Raw genomic sequence first — 18,826 nt, 5'->3', positions numbered from 1 at the left:
TTGAACATTTGACCATAAGGGTGCATTTTCCGAGGAATCGTTGAACATTAGGACCAATCGTTGAACAATTGATTTTGGCTAATTTCAGCGGATGTCCAAATAATGGAAGGCGCCGCCATTTCACAATTATGCGTTTGGGGGCTAAGTATTTTGAAATTGCTATATATTAACAAAATTTTTAGCCTATGTACTTAGGAGAATAGCCTCATCAAGATAATTGCGTTTTATGTTCTATTTATCAGGCTCTTTAGTGGTTTTTTTCATGCTATATTTAGTTGCCTTTCTTTTAATTCCATCCATATCCATTGTAATGTTACTTCTTTCTGCTCTTATAGCAGCGACTTTTTCAAATACATCTCTTGAGATTATCGCAGGATTGTTGTTTTCTATCTTAAACAGGTCTTTTTCTCCTCGGTTTGTCATACGCTTACTCACCGGAAAACCCTCATTATAGGTTTTCATAAGGATTGCATCACCGATGTACTTCTCGTTCTCTAGTATGTTTTCGAGTGTCCTTTTACTCCACTCCTCACGACCTGTAGGGGATTTGATCTGCCTTGCTTTTAGTTCTTTTATGATACCGACGATACTGTAGCCCGATCCGTACAAGTCAAAAATCAATTTGACGACCTCAGCCTCTTCTTCCTGAATAACTAATTCTCCATTTGCATCATGAATATAACCGTAACACTTTCGATTGAACATTTTTTTGTTACCAGATTTCACAGCCTGCATAATACCCCATCTGATATTTTCACGTCTTGATCTGTTTTCTTCTTGAGCAAATCCTTCTATAATCTCCATGAGAAAAGTGTCCCTATCTGAAAGCGCGTGCAGATTCTCATTTTCGAAGTAAATTTCAATTCTTCGTTCACGTAATTTTCTAATTGCTTCAAGTGTTTCTAGTGTATTGCGACCAAAACGGCTAACACTTTTGGTAATGATCCAGTCAAACTTATCTTTAGCACTATCTTCTATCATCCGTTGTAAACCAGTACGAGTATCTGTGCTCGATCCAGATTCAACATCAACATAGATGTCCACCAAATCCCAATCATATCGAAGATAGGTCGAGTAAGTATAAAATGATATCTGCCTAAATAAGCTGTTTAACTGATCATATGTATTAGAGCTGACGCGACAATAAATTACTACTCGAGTGGTCTTTGGTAGTTGAGGCCTATCGATGCGTGTCACTTTCGGTTTTGTTTCCATTCCCAAGACTCCTTAGAATTAAACCGAGGATAGCCTAGTCAAAACGAATATATTCAATAAAACACTTTATACCCATAAAATACACCGGTTTACATAATCTAACCATTGATTCTTATATTATCTCTGAGAGACGTCTTTCGATTAAAAAGCAAATTCGTCCAATGGCTTTATTGGAAAATCGGCCTGAAATAGCCTCAACCTCTCACATCTGTAAACACCTATTGATAAAGAGCATTTATCAGTAGGTGTTTTTATTTTACCCTCAACGCGTTGAAACAAGCGGCCTGCGGGGATTCTCGCAAGAACGCTTGTTTCACGATTTTTGCACTATAACGCCATTCATGGCTTAATATCCCTATATTAGTGTGTTTTACATTAACTTAAATCGTTGAACATTAGAGCAAAAGGGTGCATTTTCCGACCTATCGTTGAACATTAATACCAATCGTTGAACATTTGAATTGGAGCCGTTTCTGGTGAGTTGATTCATTTTTAAAGACATTTTCTTAACTTTTTATTCCACCGAATACGATTTGTGTCCTAACTATTTTTAACCCCATTATTTTACATAAAATATTAGCCTATACCTCATTTAAAATTAGCCTCATCAACTTAACGCTTGCAAATTCTCTATTTTTTAGGTTCCTAAGTGGTTTTTTTCATACTATATTTCGTCGTTTTTCTAATATTTCCCACTTCATCTCTTGTGATATTGCTTCTCTCTTAAGCATATTACACCTTATAAGAAGAAGAATAGTAATATACAGCCAAAAGACATAGTCCCCTCAATAGAGGATCCTATGTCTTTTTTCAAACCTTATTCTATGTATGCCACTGGGCAAACACTGATGCATTTCCCGCAGGTATCTGCCATTTCCAGAGGTGTGCTTTCCGTCATCAGCGCCTGATTTTTGTTGAGCTCATCCTGACAATCAAACTTTTTGAAAGAGTTCGTCTCCAGAGCTTGAACAGGGCATATTTTAAGGCAAAGAGAACATGACCCATTTTTCATATATAAGCATTTATTATCGATTGGTTTAATATTCGCCTGTAAAGGTGCAGACGTGATCACCGTGCAAAAGCGTCCAGCGGAGCCCTTTTCTGTGATCAGCAATCGGTTCAGACCAAAGGCACCCAAACCTGCAATTGCAGCTGCGCTTCGGTGTGACCACATGGACTTCAAATCCTTCGGATCGTAGGTATGTGTTGCCTGAATCGTTTTCGTTGAGTAGCCAAGCTTTGTCAGATAGTCCGCCACCGCTTGATTCATCTTATCGAAATGACGGTTAATTTCCTGATATGCTTCCGACCATAGAAAGGAACCATCCACCACAGTTTTGGGTTCCATGGCAACCGCTTTTGTGAAAGGAACAAAATAGCTAATCACACTTTTGGCATCCGGCAATAGTTCTGTAGGGTTTAAGTGCCAGTCTCCAATGATCTCTTTGAGTTTTGAATATTGCTCATCTTCAGCTGATGAAAAGGCAATGATGGGACTTCTGAATAAATCAGGTCGATTAAGTTCGTTTAAGCTGTCAATGATTCTTTGTTGTATGCCATTTTCGAGACTTTCATTCGCTCGCATAAGACAAATCCTTTCTGCTGTACTCGTTGTATTTTTGTTAAGTACATAGTACGACAATATCTGCATAAAGTAAATGGACGAATCCTGCCTAGTGATACAACCAATTACAATAATTGTGATGTATGCTCTATTTTTCAGGTTCCTGAGTGGATTTTTTCATACTATATTTCGTCGTTTTTCTAATATTTCCCTCTTCGTCTTTTATAACATTGCTTCTCTCTGCTCTGATGGCAGCGACTTTATCAAACACTTCTTTTGGGATGATCACTGGATTATTGCCTATTGCTAAGTATCGCGCTTTCTCTCCACGATTGGCCTTACGTTTAGTATTCAGAAAGCCTTCATTGAAGGTTTTCATAACCATCACATCACCCGTATATTTTTCATTCTGAAGTATGTTTTCAAGCGTCCTTTTACTCCAGTCTTCGCGACCAGTAGGCGATTTGATCTCTCTTGATTTAAGTTCTTTTTGTATGCCAATGATGCTGTAGCCATCTGGCAATAAAATAGAAATAAAATTGATGATTTAGCGATTGCTGCTAGCCACACAAGCTATATGACCTACAATTTTCTTACTATCTAGATAGTACACCCCCTCATAATCAGCCCATTTCTTTGTTTCATGCGTACTGCCTTTTGATAGATACTTTTCGATTTTGACCCGCCAAAAGATTCGTAGGTTGTTTTTTTCTAACCAACTACAAAGTACATCTTTTCTTATTAACAACTGATTATTAACTTCATTATTAATGCTTGGATTCATACAAACTAGGTCGCCATTCAAATAGTAATTACCTGTTTTCGGAGAACTTTCCATATTCATACTACTTGAAATATAGCCTGTTGGGATATCAAATGCGATAGTATCTTCTTTAGAAAAATCAGTTCCTTTTTCCCAGATATTGCGCTGTGAAGTCTGCATCACTTCGATTGTTTTTCCAGTTTTCAATCTTACTTTTTCCCAATCAAGAGCACTATACATTTCTAGATTATCTTTATACGCAGGTGCCCAATAATACTCTCCAGCGAAAACACTATACCAGTTTAGCACGTTCATTTCAGTCACATCAAAAGTGTCAGGTTTTTCATGTTCAGTAACATAAGAGAAAATATACGCTCGCATAGACTTTTTATCTGAATCATTATTATCAGTAAAGTCAGCGGGAAATTCACTCCAATATGGATAAGAACAAAATACCACCCACTCAACACCTTCTAAATCAGTTAACAATATTAGCTTATCATTAATATCTAATTCTTCATTGATCCATTCCGCACCGTCTTTTTCAACTGGAAGATATTCAAAATTACTTAACCATGATTTTGGTGGTTGTTTGTAACTCTGTCCTTTTTTATCACTAATTAATAATGTAGGATCTATATCACGAACATTAGGCTTCCATGGTCCTTTGTAAGATACACTTTTTTTGTCATTCCACCCATTATCATCTTCCAAAAAGTAGTTATCCGAAACCATTGCTAATATCTCATGAAACACAATCCACTGATATTTTTTCCCTATTCTTTCAATACGATTACTACCTCGGCCTTCATAGTGAAGCATTTGTTTGTCATGAATATTTGGATCATAGCCAAGTTCGATAATTCGTGCTAGACTCCACTTTTCCATATTCTTGATGTTGATCCCTACAAATTCATTTAGAGCAGACTTGAAAATATATCTACCAAAGTCACCATAATTCTGACCAGTAGCCATTGAAGAGCAGATACTTATTAAACCATAATTATCAGTATACTTTTCACCAAGGAGTTTTATATCATCATCAGATGGAATATTCTCAGGCATGAGACTTCCATAAGGCGGAGTAATCATTGACTTAATATGATCAAATTCTGTCTCATCATAATTGCCACAATGAATACTATACTCGACAATTCCTCTTGCATAATCTCTAATTAAAATGTTTGGGAAGACTGATTCAGATTTGAAAAAGATTTGAAGAATAAAGTCACTCAAAGCCTTCACTTTATCATTATTTTTTTCATAAACAACTGCTCCGTAGGCAGCTGCGAATATTCTCTCTTTAACGTATATATCCTCTACCATTTGCATTGTTTTCAACAGCATAGTGAATTCATCAACATGACCTAAATAAATACAGGTTAAACCTTTTGTCGATCTGTCTCTTAAGGCACGGTTGGAAGAAGAACAAAACCAACTTAGGGTTAAACCAAGTAAATACCTTGTATTGCTATCTATTGTATTTTTTCTTTCATTTCTCCAGCTCCATTTGACTATCCGTTTGTAAATATTATTCTCATAATCGTCATACTTCTTGTTAATATGTGGTGTCCACCAAGCATCCAATTGGGACATACTTTGTGATTGCAAGAAATTTTCAACGATAAATTCAATATTAAAAGGGTGCTGCGGAACTGCAGCTACCGGGAGTAACTCATCTATAATTAAGGCCTTTAAACCCAAATCTTCCTTTGAAATATCAATCAACCACATACCAATCTTTGAAGCATTGTGAATTTTAGTTCTCCACTGAAAACTTTTAAGTAATGTTCTAAGCATTGAATGGGTAATTTTGCTGTCCGGTATGCATTCAATGATTTCTTTCTCAAATTTTTCAGGTAAAATTACCGCAAGCAATTCAAGCATGTTGCGGTGAGCATAGTGCCCATTGTTAAATAATTTATTAAAAAATGGTGATGATTCCATAAACCCTATAATATCAACATCTTCAGGTTTCTGTCTTAGCCAATAAATCAGCGTATTGTAGTCTCTCATGCGGTCATATGCAAAACTTACTTTTTTCTCAGGACTTTTATAACCAGAGAAAGATCTAAAAACACCCTCCTTTATTAGTGCGTCGACAAAGCTAAAATATTCAGGCGGCGAGGAAATTCCTATGCTTTTACTTACTGAGGCCTCAATCTTTTCTTGAAGTTCCAAATAGGAAATTGCATATGATTCTGATAGAGCTAACGCTTCTGCTAATTGTTCAATCGCAACATTTACTAATTCTAATGACTTCTCGTATTTGAATTTTCTATATAGTTTTTCATTTAAATGCTTCATGTATCCATTAAGAACCTTTGGCAACGAAGGTAGTTTTTGTGTATAACCAATATCCTTACAGGATTCACAAAAAAGTTTAAGGAAAAGCGGGTTGTTAAACTCATTGTTGAATGAGGGTATTTGAAGTTCGAGACCATAATGTTCAAAAAAATGTTCACACGCGAAATCATATTCATCATCAAATCCATAATGCTCAACCACTATCATTTTTTCGAGACATTTTTCAGGTATGATATCTTGAATATAGTCTGTTCTTACGCTCAAAGCTATTCCTATCCAAGGATAATTTCTAATCTCAGTTTCGAGTCCAGCGAGATATTTTAACCAAATATCAGTCCCTCCGCCTTCATTTAAAGCATCAATAGCAATTAGGACACGCTGCTTGTAAGATTGTCCGATAGAATTGAGCAGCTGGAGTAGCGATGTGAAACTACCCGTGTACTGCATCCGTTGTTTGATAATCTCTCGTGGATCAGTGGTTCTCGAAAACTGATCCCCAAGAAGTAGCACAGATGGAATTCCCCTTTGAATTTGATTGAGGCAAACATCCGCTAATAAATGGGACTTACCAATGCCAGGCTCTCCATGAATGATCATGAATGGATTATTAATGATCTCACCATACCTGGAAAAAAGATTGCTCCCTTCATCAACAATACTTAGCATCCGGTTAAGTGTTTTTTCATAATGAGAATTTTTAAATTCCGTTGGTTTGAGATTGTCCTCAATCTTACTCCACATGGATAATACAACTTCTTCAATGGTTTTAAGGTTGTTTATCAATTCTGCATAGCCAAAAACTTGCATCTCATAATATGATGGCACCTTCAAAGTGTGATAGATTTTACCTAAGTATACTGATATCTCAACAAGTTCTTTTGATATATCAGTAATTTTTTTAGTGTATTCATGAAACGCTAATACATCGTCAGCTCTGCGCTTCAAATCAAAATGATACTTCTGTATAGTTTTTAATGGGCGCTCATTGCGGATCAAATAGTCGAAGTATGAAGATATCTGCAATGTAATATTCAATTCGGGTGTATAGCGTGGCCCCAAATCAGCGAGTGAAGCGTCAAGACTATTTTTGAAATGTTCAAAGGAAAATTCATTTCCATGGAACCAATAGTATCTTAAGCCTTCATTTTGGTGCTTAATTAACATATCATTTAGATATGATTCATCCCAAAGTTCAATTTCAATCACTTTATCCCCAGTAGATAATTCTTTCTTCCATTGTACAACTCTCTCATGCCACTTCGTTCGCGCGCTTTTAACTGGTCTACCAGCTTTGCCAATATAATGAGGATCAGGTAAATTGAAAGGTGCTGCAACAATATAGCTAGTCATTGAAGGGTGGTTTCTTATTGCAGTTTGTATTGATTTATCTACTTGGTCAATTAAATCGTCAATAGTAAAAACATACTTGGCTTGCCAACCTCTTTCAGTACCATCGACCATTTCCCAAAAACACTCTACACCACCATCAGGAGTCCCCAGTCGAGTGAATCTCTTGTTATTGTTGCAACTTTCACGCCTAGCAAGTTGGCAGACCAATTCCTCAAACGCACAATTTTGTGAATTGTTATGTCCGCGGATGTTTCTCCAATTAATCATGTGTGAAATTATCTCCCTTCTTGATTAATTTCACTCAACTCAAAAAATAATCGATACGCTCCATCTAACATGCCACAATAGTGATCATGGACCATCAAAACGAAATTTTGCATTTTAATATTCTACACATTGCTAACAATCAAAGTGGGTCTCGCCTGCAATCAGTATTTATCAATTACTCAACGATTCTCATTTCGTCAAGCAATGGCTTAAAGACTTTCATCAACATAGCAATGTTGTACGAAAGCCAGTCAATAATATCATACCAATGTTCTTCATGATTCAGACCATAATCGTGATATTGGACACAAATTCGACACGCTCTTTTTCCGGGCAGATCTTGCCAGATTAGTGCTCCCGTAAAAACTGATTCAACTTCGTTTTCTTTTGATTTCAGTTTTTCATATATGCGAGTATTCCGTTGTTCATCACCTGTATCGATATATAATTCAGCTCGCGCCCCGTCCATAAGGATTACTGGATTGAACAAGATTCCACTATGCCCGCTTGCACCTGTGAGCCAGTTATCTTTTGTGGGCGAAACATTATTGTAAATACCCGTTCTCGCTCTCAAAACAGGCAATGCTTTCTCCCAAAATATATATCGTATCTTATGGCGTGTTGCTTCCTCTTTTGATGAAATTGTTTCTTCCTGTTTCTTTGCCGTCAAACGAATCTGATAATCACCAATATCCTGAATTGGAATGATCTGCTCCACGTCAAGATATAGCTTCTCGCCGTCTTTATAAGGTGTCACTTTAATACAGGTAATATCAACACCATGATAGTTGCGTAGCCAAAGTACTGTGGATGTTACTTCTTTTCTAAAGTTTGCAGCAACGAGGATAATACGCTGATCGCCCTCTGCTGGGTTCAATCGTATGCTTTCATAGTCTTGCCCGTCATAAAACTCAGATATTTTGTCCTGGGCGTTTCCTTCCGTGAGATATCGCTGATAAACTTCAGAAATCTCGCTTTTTGTCAAAGTTGCACAATATGAAACGTATTTTAAGGCTTGCCAAACAACGTCCTTACCCGAATCGTCCAGCTTGTTTTCAATGATAACTATCTTTCCACTTTCATCTAAAGCAAGTAAATCGAGACGTTCGTTTGTGTCAGGAAAACCATCAAACTCCTTTTGAATTATAAGGAGGTTTTCGCCAAGGATGCTGGGGTTATCAGCAATCCACTCTTGCAAGTCATAACGTTCAGATAGCTTAAGCTCAGAAAAAGATTTCTTTTCAAGTGAAATCGCCTTTTTGTTTTGTGTATCAATCAAAAACATGTCTTATCATCCTTTTTTTCACTGGATATTCACTACGAATTCATTTGACATCTCTACCCAAATAAATTATCCACTTAACAGGCTACAACTAGATCACAACCTCGTAGTCTTACATAAAATATCTGTAGTCATAGATAGACCCTTCATACTGGGAAAGCAATCTGCCGATTCTTGCTATCTCATTTGATGAATCAATAGTACATGGCAGTTTTGAGTACAAACCGAAACTGTTCCAGTTCATTTTCGACAATCCAAGAATTTCAGTAGCAATTTGTGACATCGTACCATTACCATGATGTTTAACAATTTTTAGCGGGAGAGGTATAGTTTTGCCTCCTTGAATATATCGACAATTCGGATTCCGCACTGAAGGTGCGATACCGTGAGTATACAAATACATCGTATTGTCATTCAGAGGAAAACACAAGCCACGTCGAACAGGGAAACCATCAATCATATCTGTATTTTGAGTAAACTCAAAACATTTTAAGTCATCCTCAAGTGTAATTTCCAAAAGGTCGATGTCTTTAATGCCCGCACTTGATAGGCTTGTTACTAAGCCCATGATTTCGTCACGACGGAACGGTGTCCGTTTGTGAATAACCACGCGCTTGGGCATTTCAGAAAACGATTTGTAAAACAACTCCTTAATATTTAGGCCAAGACGATAAGCCTCATCTTCTGACAAATAGGGGTTTTTCTTATGGTCAAAGGTACAGTCATCAATTTTGGATAGTTTGTATTTCATTCCTTGCCCATCCGCCGAGTAAACATGGCTACAACCAACCACTACGTTGGAACTGCTCCCGGTTCGGTTAAGGCTGTAGCCAATACCTGCAAAAGCCGTATCATTGTTAATGCCGGAAACAACCCAAGGTATGCGACTCGACTTCACATATATTGCTAATGACAAAGCCCACATTATCTGACAGTTCATAGCGCTTTCTAATGTTTTCTCTCGCACAAATTGAGTAGCAATATTCCTTTGTGCAGCATATGCCTTAACATAGTCGTGCAAATCAAAGTTTTCGTTTTCATCAACATAGCCAGTTAGAGGATCGTATTCTTTGGGAATGTAAATTATTGCGACATCCACAGATGAAGCACTTAGTCGGTCAAGACTCTGGCAAAGCGACTTTCCGAGTTGAACAGCAGTATCATTAATATTGTGTGACTGCGGCACCGTTACATCTAACCATGTATTTGTATTGGGTGTAGGTATGTACAAATTTGTTTTGTATGCCTCAAAAAAGCCCGAAAATGGTATTACATACTCTAAGTTATATTTCACACCTTGCCGTCTGTTCAACTGATAAAGAAAGCTATAAAATCTCTGATTATGCGCCGATGGGCATATTACACCTAACGAAATAGAAGAACGTAGAACATTGTTGTTAAGCGAATAGTCAAAAGGTGCGTTGTTTATAAGTCCACGCATAGGGTGAAAATCAGTCACCATCCGTTTTTGGGCTGGGTTATAGAATATCAAGTCAGTATCGCGGCATTCCGTACCTCTAAACACAATCCGATTTTCACTTATTGTTTGAGGTAGTCTAAATTTATAGGGAGAACCATTCGTTGCTCCGAGGATTGCGCTATTTGGGCGAATATTGAATACAAAACTCGTTGCTGAGTTTGGTGGAAAGTTTGTCTTTATCCCATATGTCCCGAATAGACGATTAACCCATTTGTCAATGTATTCATAAACATTTAAGTTTGGTTTTCCCAAATTCACTTCGGCAGTAAAACTGTCGGCGAATAACTTTTTCTCTTCACGACTTAGGTTGATACCCGAATCGTACATAAATGTCGGTGTCGCCGTTATATATGTGTATTTCGCATCAAAAAATAGGGCGAAACGAACACCTTTGTATCCTATTATTGTACGAATGCCAACCTGCTTATTGATTTTTTGGGCCGTGTCCCAAACCTTATCCTTGGAATATGGTAATGAATTTACTGTTCCTACTATCGCAGTAATCGTTTTGAGAAGCAGTTCGTTATACGAACCATTCCTCATTGGATTTTCGCGTGTAAAAGGAGTCAAAGATAACTCACCAATTATCCTGCCGCTACATAGATTCTGTATTTTGTCTTTTTCACCCCAGGCATATAAAAATCCGTTAAGAGGCACAGCCATAACACCATTAGAGGCAAGGCTTTTACAGAAATCCCACGGCTTTTCGCCTTGATTGTATTTAACTTGAAATTGGTAACAGTTTTTAGGAAATGTAATTGGAAAGACATTTGTATTCGCTATTTTCCCAATTTTTGCGGTAGATTTTTCAAATTTACTGTTGGATTCATAAACCGGAGATCCTAACTCCAGTTTAATAGCGTCAATTCTGTGCAAAAAATCAGCTGCTTCACTCATGCAATGGCGAGTAAGGCAGTACACTGTTTTATCAAATCCGTCTGTAGCTACATAATAAGCGCTACGCCCATTATCATTTACTGATTGAATTAAATTCTTTACTTGTACCGGGACATTATTCCCGTAACCACACCAAAATAGCTTCCCATAGCCCTTTCCCATATATGCCGAAGTTAAGGCATTCATAAGCGACTTGTCACGACCGCTATAACCGATGACCAGTAAATCTCGGTTTGCCAACTCATGACTAAGTGTACTAAGGAATACCTTGTTTTGTGAGTCTAACTCAGATGCTGTGTTTTTCAAAGCACCATACTTATAATCACCGTGTAAGCTGATGCATAGTAGTTCACCAGCTGCATCACCTCGATAAATGCGATCAGATGTCTCAGCAGTCACTTCAATCGGAGTGAGCTTATAGTTATGAGCACATTTAAGCATAAGACCATCAAAGTTTGTGGTCCAGACGCTCTTAAATAAGCCGCTCTCAGCGAGCAAAGCTATAAGATGATAACCTATGCTCGGAATTGCCCCAGCTACCAATTGCTGAAAATACTTCCGGCGGTCATCAGGAATCGGATATGCTTTTTCAGCATAGAACGAGTATTCTTCGTCAGAACCGTTAGCGGGGAACCCACCATTGTTATCAAGCCAGCGCTGAATAGCACAGCGGACACTGTCAACTTTGATATTACTATACGTGTCGACAAAGGATGTATTTTGCGACAGAAATATCTCTCGTTTCCAATCCCAGATGCAGTCCGAGGCAGACGGAACACCAGATTCAACAGATGCCCCGGCGCCTAATAACAGTGAATGTGGAGAATCTTTATTCTGTTTAAACGAGCGTAACAACTCATCGAATGTCAACGTCAGCATTTCTAACCTCCTCCATCAACAATTATAATCAGCAATTCAACTCAATTAAAAAATGATGTTAAGATTAAGTCAAAAGCTCAAGCGACTTATTCTTAACATCATTGTATCATTTTTACATATTTAGAAATAGGAATGATAGGGAATTTCTCAACTTAATTATGTGTAAGTAGATTTAAGAAACTACTCCTTAAAGTGCTATTTAAGGTTTAGTTGAGCTAACTAATCTGTTTTGACTTACCATATTTTGAAAACTAATATAGTGAGTTGCCCTCAAAAAAAAACATTCGTAGATTTGTATAAAAATGCTCGAAACCAATAATTATTAATGGTTTCGAGCATTTTGTTTCTTTATGATTCCTTATATCAATCAATTGCACTCTTTTACAAATATTCCGTTCCCGCTAGAAAAATCACTCTGATCTGTCCATCTACGCCAACCTCAATATGACTTAAGGCCTGAATCATTAATTCGTATGGCAGCTCATCAATAACTCCGACTTCTCCTATCAGCCTCATCAACTCTTTGGCTCGATATGCCTTTAATATGTCATCCCCTTCTATAATCCCTATCCACTGGGCTTCATACTGCTCTTTATTCTCTACGAGATGGTTCCAAGCGTCTATGAAAGCATGCTTAGGATCATCACGATTTAATCTCTTTTGATTAATACAGTCGCACCCTGCTTTCTTTGGCCGACGATATCCAGTTCTATAGTTTGAACACTCATAATAAGTTGTCCCTTTATCGATCACTTGGCAAGATGTCTTTATCACAAAGGCATGATTGCAATAGCCACATATTATTTTCCCCGTAAGCGGTAGTGTATCTTTGTATTTAGAGTTTTGATATTTGGTCACAGAATGATCTTCACAATATCTTCTCCGCAGCTCAATTTCTAATTGTACGCAATCCCAAATTTCTCTATCGATAATAGCGGGATGACTGTCTTTACAATAATATTGAGGTAGCTGGCCCTGATTCTTAACTTGCCTTTTATTCATAGGATCAGGTGTTATTTGGCGCTGAAAAATAATATTGCCACAATATTTCTCATTCAACAGCAACTTATGAATATGTGCTGGCTCCCATGCTTTACCTCGTATTAGCGGTATCTCTTCTTCATTTAATTGATCAGCAATATTACGAACACCGTTTCCCGCTAGAAACTCTTTATAAATCCTTCGTATAATGGCTGCTTGGTCTTCAATAATGACAACTTCACCCTTTTTATTCTTTGAATATCCAGTTATATTGTCCCATGCAATTGATCCGATATCTCCCTTTTCAAACTTTCTACGTTTACCCCATTTGACGTTCTCCGAGTGAGAAATGATTTCCTGCTGCGCGAGTGCCGCCAGAAGCGAAAGGAGCAGTTCACCTTCTTTTGCTAGAGAATGTAGATTCTCTTTTTCAAAATAGACATCCACATTGAGCATTCTTAGCTCCCTTATACACTTTAAACAGTCTAGTGTATTTCTTCTAAACCTCGAAATGTTTTTGGTAATGATCATGTCAATATGACCATCTCTTGCATCCTGTAGCATGCGCAAAAATGAATCTCTATTCTTGATACTTGTGCCTGAAATCCCCTCATCGGAATAAATCCCTGCAAAATCGTATGCCGAATTGCTTTTAATCATAGTCTCATAATAAGATATCTGAGCGAAGTAGCTATCTAGTTGTTCGTCACTATGTGATGAGACTCTACAGTATGCAGCAACGCGCTTCTTAACGCTCTCATTCTTCCTTTCTATATTCGCTAACGGGTATAAGACAGTAATTTTTTTTGGACTTACCTTTTGAACCATCTTGTGATTTCACCTCCATAATAACTATGGGTTCTGTGATTGGCTTTACCTTATGCAGCTCCATGATTTTTTTCTCTGGCACATTAATACCAATGCAAGCGGATTTTGTATAATCTCGAAACCTGCCGCAGCACCAGTAAACTAATCCCCTGTGATTTGTCGTATGGTAGAGAGACGATCCACAATGCGGACATTTGAGGAGTTTTGAAAATGGGTACCGGTTACTTCTCGCTTTTCTCATCACCTGAACCTTTTCCCAGTTCTCCCTGGGTATAATTGCTGGATGGTGATCCTTCACAAAGTACTTTGGAAGTTGTCCTTTATTCTTTACTTCCTTTCCATTTTCATTGACGTATGACTTTTGCATTAAAAGATCACCACAATACTTTTCATTGGAGAGTATCCGTTTAATTTTGTCTTTCCCCCAAATATTTTTACTAAAGGTTGGCATCCCTTCTTCGCGAAATTCTCTCACTATGTCATTTATTGACTTACCACATAGATATCTTCTATACACTTCACGGATTATCCATGCTTGATGTTCATCGATTTCGAGCTGGCCTTTATCATCATTGCGATACCCTACGAGTCGATTTGCACTTATTTTTACATTTCCGCGCTTAAATCTGTTTTTCCATGACAATTTATTGTTCTGAGTTGTCGATCTGAGCTCTTCTTCAGCAAATGCGCCAATGATAGTTAGCATCATCTCCCCTTCTGAACTTAGGGTGTTGATGTTTTGTTCTTCGAATATCACACCAACGCCAATGTCTTTAAGGTCGCGAACGACCTGAAGCAGTACCAGTGTATTTCGCGCAAACCGCGATATTGATTTCGTGAAAATGAGATCGATTTCTCCAGCCCTCGCCCTAGAAAGCATTTCCTGAAAACCAGGACGATTTACATTTCCTCCTGAAAAGCCTGCATCAGAAAACACGCCAACAAATGAATACAACGGGGAATTAGAAAACCTCCGCTGATAATATTCAGTCTGGTTGCGTAAAGAATCTAGCTGTTCTTCACTGGGTGTTGAAACGCGTACATATGCACAAACACGAGTCAGGCTCGGAAGCGGCAATGGCATTTTCTTTTTAGTAATCTCTGTGATGATTGGTTTTTCCATGACTTCTCACCTCCTCAAAAACGAAAAATTACCTCACCGCTACACGTAGTAATCGCTCAGGTAGGGTAATAAGTCAAGTTATATGGAACTTAAACCCGTAATCGTCCAGATTTAAAGCATGATATAGAATAATGTATTTAGTTAGGACACAAACAGTCGGCTAGAGACTGAATTCCGGCCATAAAAATCAAAAATAAGCCCAGCTGGGCACAATTCCCATTTTGCACCCCTCAAAACAAAAATGCACCCTCCCCTTCCTTCAAATCGTTGAACATTTGAAAGGGAGGGTGCATTTTATCAATTGTTGTGGGTGTTTCCAGAAAAAAATAACGGTGGACTTCCTTACCAAAAAAGTCAAAATCAACGAAGGCGAAGCCCCACGATACTACGTCCAGAACAGCCACCCTGCCATCATCTCACCAGATGAGTTTGAAGCGGTGCAGGTTGAACTCCAGAGGCGAAAAAAGCTAGGCCGGCCAAACGGATGTCAAAATCCACTTTCTGCAAAGCTTGTCTGTAGTGAATGTGGTGGCTACTACGGTCCAAAGGTCTGGGCTTCCAACACCAAGCATCGTAAGACAATCTGGCGGTGTAATGATAAGTATAAAGGGGTAAACAGATGCTCTACCCCTTATGTCACAGAAGATGAAGTTAAAGAAAAATTTGTAAAAGCGTTTAATACCCTCTTCGGAGTTAAGGAAGAGCTCATCAGGAACTGCTTAGTAGCGATCGAACACCTCGCCGATAATAGTAAGATCGACGAGGAAATCGATAAACTACATGACGAGATTGCGGTAGTCGTCGAAGAATCGAAAAAAGCGATTTACGAAAATGCTCATAAAGCCATGAGTCAAGTCGAGTGGGAAAAGCAGCATGAGGCTTACGTCGCGCGCCATGAGAAGGCGACTGAGAGGGTTAAGGAATTAGAAGAGATGAAGAGCGAGAGGCAAAGCCGGAGCTGAATATTTCGGTTGAGCAGTGCACCCTTCACGCTGATTTAGAGCAATCATATCGGTAAATCAGAGCAGGCATCACGACAAACAGAGCAACTCATCATTTCGACTTTATAATAGAAATATGCACACTTCGTTGTGTAAATTTTTGTTGGAGGTCGATAATTGTGGTGAATTATCGAGAAATCATCAGACTTAAATGCCAGCATCACAGTAACAGTCAGATTTCTTCAAGTGTTCGCAGCTCCAGGAACACGATCGCCGAAGTATGTTGCCTTGCTGAAGAAAAGGGTCTTTTAAAGTGGCCTTTACCTGAGGATCTGACAGACGGCGACATCAGAGGTATTCTTTATCCAGGTAGGATTAGCGAATCAGGCCGAAAGATACCAGATTATGCTTACATTCACAAAGAGATGGCTAAACCTGGTGTGACACTCACTTTACTATGGAGCGAGTATTGCGAACAATGCGAATCAGAAAAATCAATTCCATACCAATACACCCAGTTTTGCGATTATTACAAGGCATTCGTTTATAAAACGAAAGCAACAATGAGGATTAAACACAAGCCAGCTGAATTATTAGAAGTTGACTGGGCCGGAACCACCTTATCAATCATTGACGATATAACAGGTGAACCCCATAAAGCTTATGTGTTTGTTGCAACTTTGCCTTGTAGTTTGTACAGTTACGCTGAAGCCTTCACCTCAACAATTACAGAAAACTGGGTCACTGCCCACATGCATGCATATCAATTTTTCAGTGGAGTAACAAGAATACTTGTCCCTGATAATTTAAAAACTGGCGTTATTCAAAACACGCGAAACGAGTTAGTCCTCAACAGAGTTTATCAAGAAATGGCAGAGCATTATGGCACTGCAATTATTCCGGCTAGACCATATTCTCCAAAAGATAAGCCAAGTGCTGAAGGAGCTGTCGGCGTGATTTCAACTTGGATCATTGCAGCATTACGCAATAGAAAGTTCTTCAGCCTAAATGAATTAAATATTGCCATTGGAGAGAAACTTGAAGAATTCAACACAAAACCGTTTCAAAAAAAGAATGGAAGCAGGCTGACTGCATTTGTAGAGGAGGAACAATCCTATCTACTGCCATTACCTGCTTCCATGTATGAAATTGCTGTCTGGGCGAAAGCAACCATACAACCCGATTATCTCATAACTGTGGATGGAAACAAGTATTCAGTTCCATATGAGTTTATCGGAAAACAGGTGGACATCAGATATACAGGAAAAGCCATTGAAGCATTCTTCCACAACAATAGGATAGCCTCTCATACCAGAAAGTTTGGAATAAGTGATCCGGTTATACTGCCAGAACATATGCCTGAAGCTCACCGGCAATACCTTGCATACACTGCCACAAATTTTGTTGAATGGGCAAGTGAGGTTGGACATTCTACGGAAACCGTTATGAAAGCGCTCCTTGCAGCAAACAAAGTGGAAAGGCAATCTTACTCCTCATGTAAATCCTTAATGAAGCTTGCAGATAAGTATTCCGTGGAACGGATTGAAGATGCCTGTTTGCGCGCGCTTGCATATACACCAAGTCCCAGCCTTAAAAACATACAGATGATCCTTAAAACAGGACAGGATCGAGTAAAACCTGAAAAGGATAAACCAGCATCTAAACCAAGTGGTGGTCAATATGGCATTACAAGGGGTGCCGCATACTACGGAGGAGGTAAATCAAATGATTAACCAACCTACCGTTGAGAAACTCCATTTAATGCGGTTAAGCGCCATGGCAGATGCATTTGAAAATCAAAGCAGTGACCATTCCTACGACGGCCTGACTTTCAATGATCGTTTTGGAATGATTGTGGATGCAGAATATCAAAAAAGACGATCCAGTAAACTTCAAAGGGCAATAAGAACAGCATCTTTTCGTTTCCCAGATGCATGTGTAGAAAATATCGAATACCATGCGGATAGAGAACTGGTGAAATCTGAGATCCTTCAACTGTCAACTTGTCGCTACATATCTGATGGACATCATATCCTGTTGAAGGGTGCTGCCGGCAGCGGTAAGACGTATCTTGCATGTGCCTTAGGCAATGCAGCTTGCAGAAGCTTTTTTAAGGTCAAATATATCCGATTACCAGAACTGCTGAATGATCTGACCATTGCGAAGGGAGAAGGGACCTATAAGAAGTTGATCAAAGCTTACCAGAAGGTTGATTTGCTGATCCTTGATGAATGGCTGCTCAAACCGCTTTCAACCGATCAGGCTATGGAGTTGTTTGAAATCATTGAAGCAAGAACAAGAAATGGCTCAATGATTTTTTGTACTCAAATCGATCCGCCAGGGTGGTATGAACGAATTGGAACCTCAGAAGACGGTACTGTTTCTGAAGCGATTATAGACCGTATAAAGCATAACTCATATGAGATTTTCATCAAGGGTAAGATGTCAATGAGAGAGCGTCACGGTTTGAAATCCAACAGTATTGGAGGTTCCTACTAATGGATATAGAAAATTACAAAGCAAGATACGAAGAGCTTCATGAGATTTTTGATCAATTATTGTCTGCACACCAGCAAGTTTTGATTGAGATAGGAGAATTGCGGACTGAGAACGGGATTCTGAAAAGCATTTTGGATAAGCAGGGTATCGAGTTGCCAGCCAGATATGATGATTTTTAACCAATTCAATAAGTAATCGTGGGTATGCCACTTCGGTGGCATATCCATTAATAGTATGACCTGCTCTGTTCCCGAAATAGGTGCTCAAATTTACCGAGATGCCTGCTCTATTTCACCGTGATTCCTGCTCTACGCGAACGAAATATTCAGGAGCCACACGCTTAAAGGATTTATTCGGGATATTGAAGGCTGTAGCGGGGTACTTGATGAGTTTGATGAAAGGATCTGGACTTTGATAGTTGAGAAGGTGGTTATTGGGGAGGATGGGGAC

The 18,826-nt window shown here is 38.7% G+C and carries 12 protein-coding genes; 4 read left to right on the top strand and 8 right to left on the bottom strand.

The genetic code is table 11. From position 1 onward, the window contains the following. Positions 1-231 precede the first annotated feature (231 nt). From AC4PHM_RS00590 to AC4PHM_RS00555, 8 genes are all read right to left on the bottom strand, one after another. Complete coding sequence (locus AC4PHM_RS00590) at positions 232-1,215, bottom strand: recombinase family protein (RefSeq protein ID WP_492018964.1); 984 nt, start codon at positions 1,213-1,215, stop codon at positions 232-234. 817 nt (positions 1,216-2,032) lie between these two features. Continuing rightward, positions 2,033-2,800 (bottom strand): hypothetical protein, encoded by a 768-nt coding sequence (locus tag AC4PHM_RS00585; protein ID WP_492018963.1) that lies wholly within the window; start codon positions 2,798-2,800, stop codon positions 2,033-2,035. 127 nt (positions 2,801-2,927) lie between these two features. After that, positions 2,928-3,302 carry a recombinase family protein gene (locus tag AC4PHM_RS00580; protein WP_492018962.1) on the bottom strand — a complete coding sequence of 125 codons (375 nt, stop codon included), beginning with the start codon at positions 3,300-3,302 and terminating at the stop codon, positions 2,928-2,930. Between the two features lie 24 nt (positions 3,303-3,326). After that, a complete protein-coding gene (locus AC4PHM_RS00575; protein ID WP_492018961.1) occupies positions 3,327-7,466 on the bottom strand; it encodes an NACHT domain-containing protein in 4,140 nt (1,379 codons plus the stop codon). 175 nt (positions 7,467-7,641) lie between these two features. Next, positions 7,642-8,751 carry a DUF4268 domain-containing protein gene (locus AC4PHM_RS00570; RefSeq protein WP_492018960.1) on the bottom strand — a complete coding sequence of 370 codons (1,110 nt, stop codon included), beginning with the start codon at positions 8,749-8,751 and terminating at the stop codon, positions 7,642-7,644. Positions 8,752-8,860: 109 nt separating this feature from the next. Beyond that, positions 8,861-12,004 carry an SIR2 family protein gene (locus tag AC4PHM_RS00565; RefSeq protein WP_492018959.1) on the bottom strand — a complete coding sequence of 1,048 codons (3,144 nt, stop codon included), beginning with the start codon at positions 12,002-12,004 and terminating at the stop codon, positions 8,861-8,863. Between the two features lie 381 nt (positions 12,005-12,385). Then, positions 12,386-13,813, bottom strand: a complete 1,428-nt coding sequence (locus AC4PHM_RS00560) for a recombinase family protein (RefSeq protein WP_492018958.1) — start codon at positions 13,811-13,813, stop codon at positions 12,386-12,388. After that, on the bottom strand, positions 13,743-14,936 hold the full coding sequence (locus AC4PHM_RS00555; protein WP_492018957.1) for a recombinase family protein: 1,194 nt from the start codon (positions 14,934-14,936) through the stop codon (positions 13,743-13,745). Before AC4PHM_RS00555 ends, AC4PHM_RS00560 begins: the two co-directional genes overlap by 71 nt. A gap of 287 nt (positions 14,937-15,223) precedes the next feature. On the opposite strand from AC4PHM_RS00555, the gene AC4PHM_RS00550 reads away from it, so the two are divergent. The 4 genes from AC4PHM_RS00550 to AC4PHM_RS00535 all read left to right on the top strand — a co-directional run bounded on the left by AC4PHM_RS00550 (position 15,224) and on the right by AC4PHM_RS00535 (position 18,555). Continuing rightward, positions 15,224-15,898, top strand: coding sequence for a recombinase zinc beta ribbon domain-containing protein (locus AC4PHM_RS00550; RefSeq protein WP_492018956.1), 675 nt, complete (start codon positions 15,224-15,226; stop codon positions 15,896-15,898). Between the two features lie 161 nt (positions 15,899-16,059). Further along, a complete protein-coding gene (istA, locus tag AC4PHM_RS00545; RefSeq protein ID WP_492017486.1) occupies positions 16,060-17,610 on the top strand; it encodes an IS21 family transposase in 1,551 nt (516 codons plus the stop codon). After that, entirely contained in the window at positions 17,603-18,376 is a 774-nt protein-coding gene (gene istB / locus AC4PHM_RS00540) for an IS21-like element helper ATPase IstB (RefSeq protein WP_492017487.1), read from the top strand. Before istA ends, istB begins: the two co-directional genes overlap by 8 nt. Further along, the gene (locus AC4PHM_RS00535; RefSeq protein ID WP_492017488.1) at positions 18,376-18,555 is read left to right on the top strand and encodes a hypothetical protein; all 180 of its coding nucleotides are present in this window, start codon (positions 18,376-18,378) and stop codon (positions 18,553-18,555) included. Before istB ends, AC4PHM_RS00535 begins: the two co-directional genes overlap by 1 nt. The last annotated feature ends 271 nt before the right edge of the window (positions 18,556-18,826 follow it).

This window comes from Acidaminobacter sp. QWL-03, assembly GCF_058683855.1.
The sequence above is the reverse complement of the archived record's forward strand: the minus strand, read 5'-3'. Positions and strand labels throughout refer to the sequence as shown.

Excerpts from the sequence above, each read along its gene's own strand:
- AC4PHM_RS00590 (WP_492018964.1), bottom strand. The coding sequence starts at position 1,215 with ATGGAAACAAAACCGAAAGTGACACGCATCGATAGGCCTCAACTACCA.
- AC4PHM_RS00585 (WP_492018963.1), bottom strand. The coding sequence starts at position 2,800 with ATGCGAGCGAATGAAAGTCTCGAAAATGGCATACAACAAAGAATCATT.
- AC4PHM_RS00575 (WP_492018961.1), bottom strand. The coding sequence starts at position 7,466 with ATGATTAATTGGAGAAACATCCGCGGACATAACAATTCACAAAATTGT.
- AC4PHM_RS00570 (WP_492018960.1), bottom strand. The coding sequence starts at position 8,751 with ATGTTTTTGATTGATACACAAAACAAAAAGGCGATTTCACTTGAAAAG.
- AC4PHM_RS00565 (WP_492018959.1), bottom strand. The coding sequence starts at position 12,004 with ATGCTGACGTTGACATTCGATGAGTTGTTACGCTCGTTTAAACAGAAT.
- AC4PHM_RS00560 (WP_492018958.1), bottom strand. The coding sequence starts at position 13,813 with ATGGTTCAAAAGGTAAGTCCAAAAAAAATTACTGTCTTATACCCGTTA.
- AC4PHM_RS00555 (WP_492018957.1), bottom strand. The coding sequence starts at position 14,936 with ATGGAAAAACCAATCATCACAGAGATTACTAAAAAGAAAATGCCATTG.
- istB (WP_492017487.1), top strand. The coding sequence starts at position 17,603 with ATGATTAACCAACCTACCGTTGAGAAACTCCATTTAATGCGGTTAAGC.
- AC4PHM_RS00535 (WP_492017488.1), top strand. The coding sequence starts at position 18,376 with ATGGATATAGAAAATTACAAAGCAAGATACGAAGAGCTTCATGAGATT.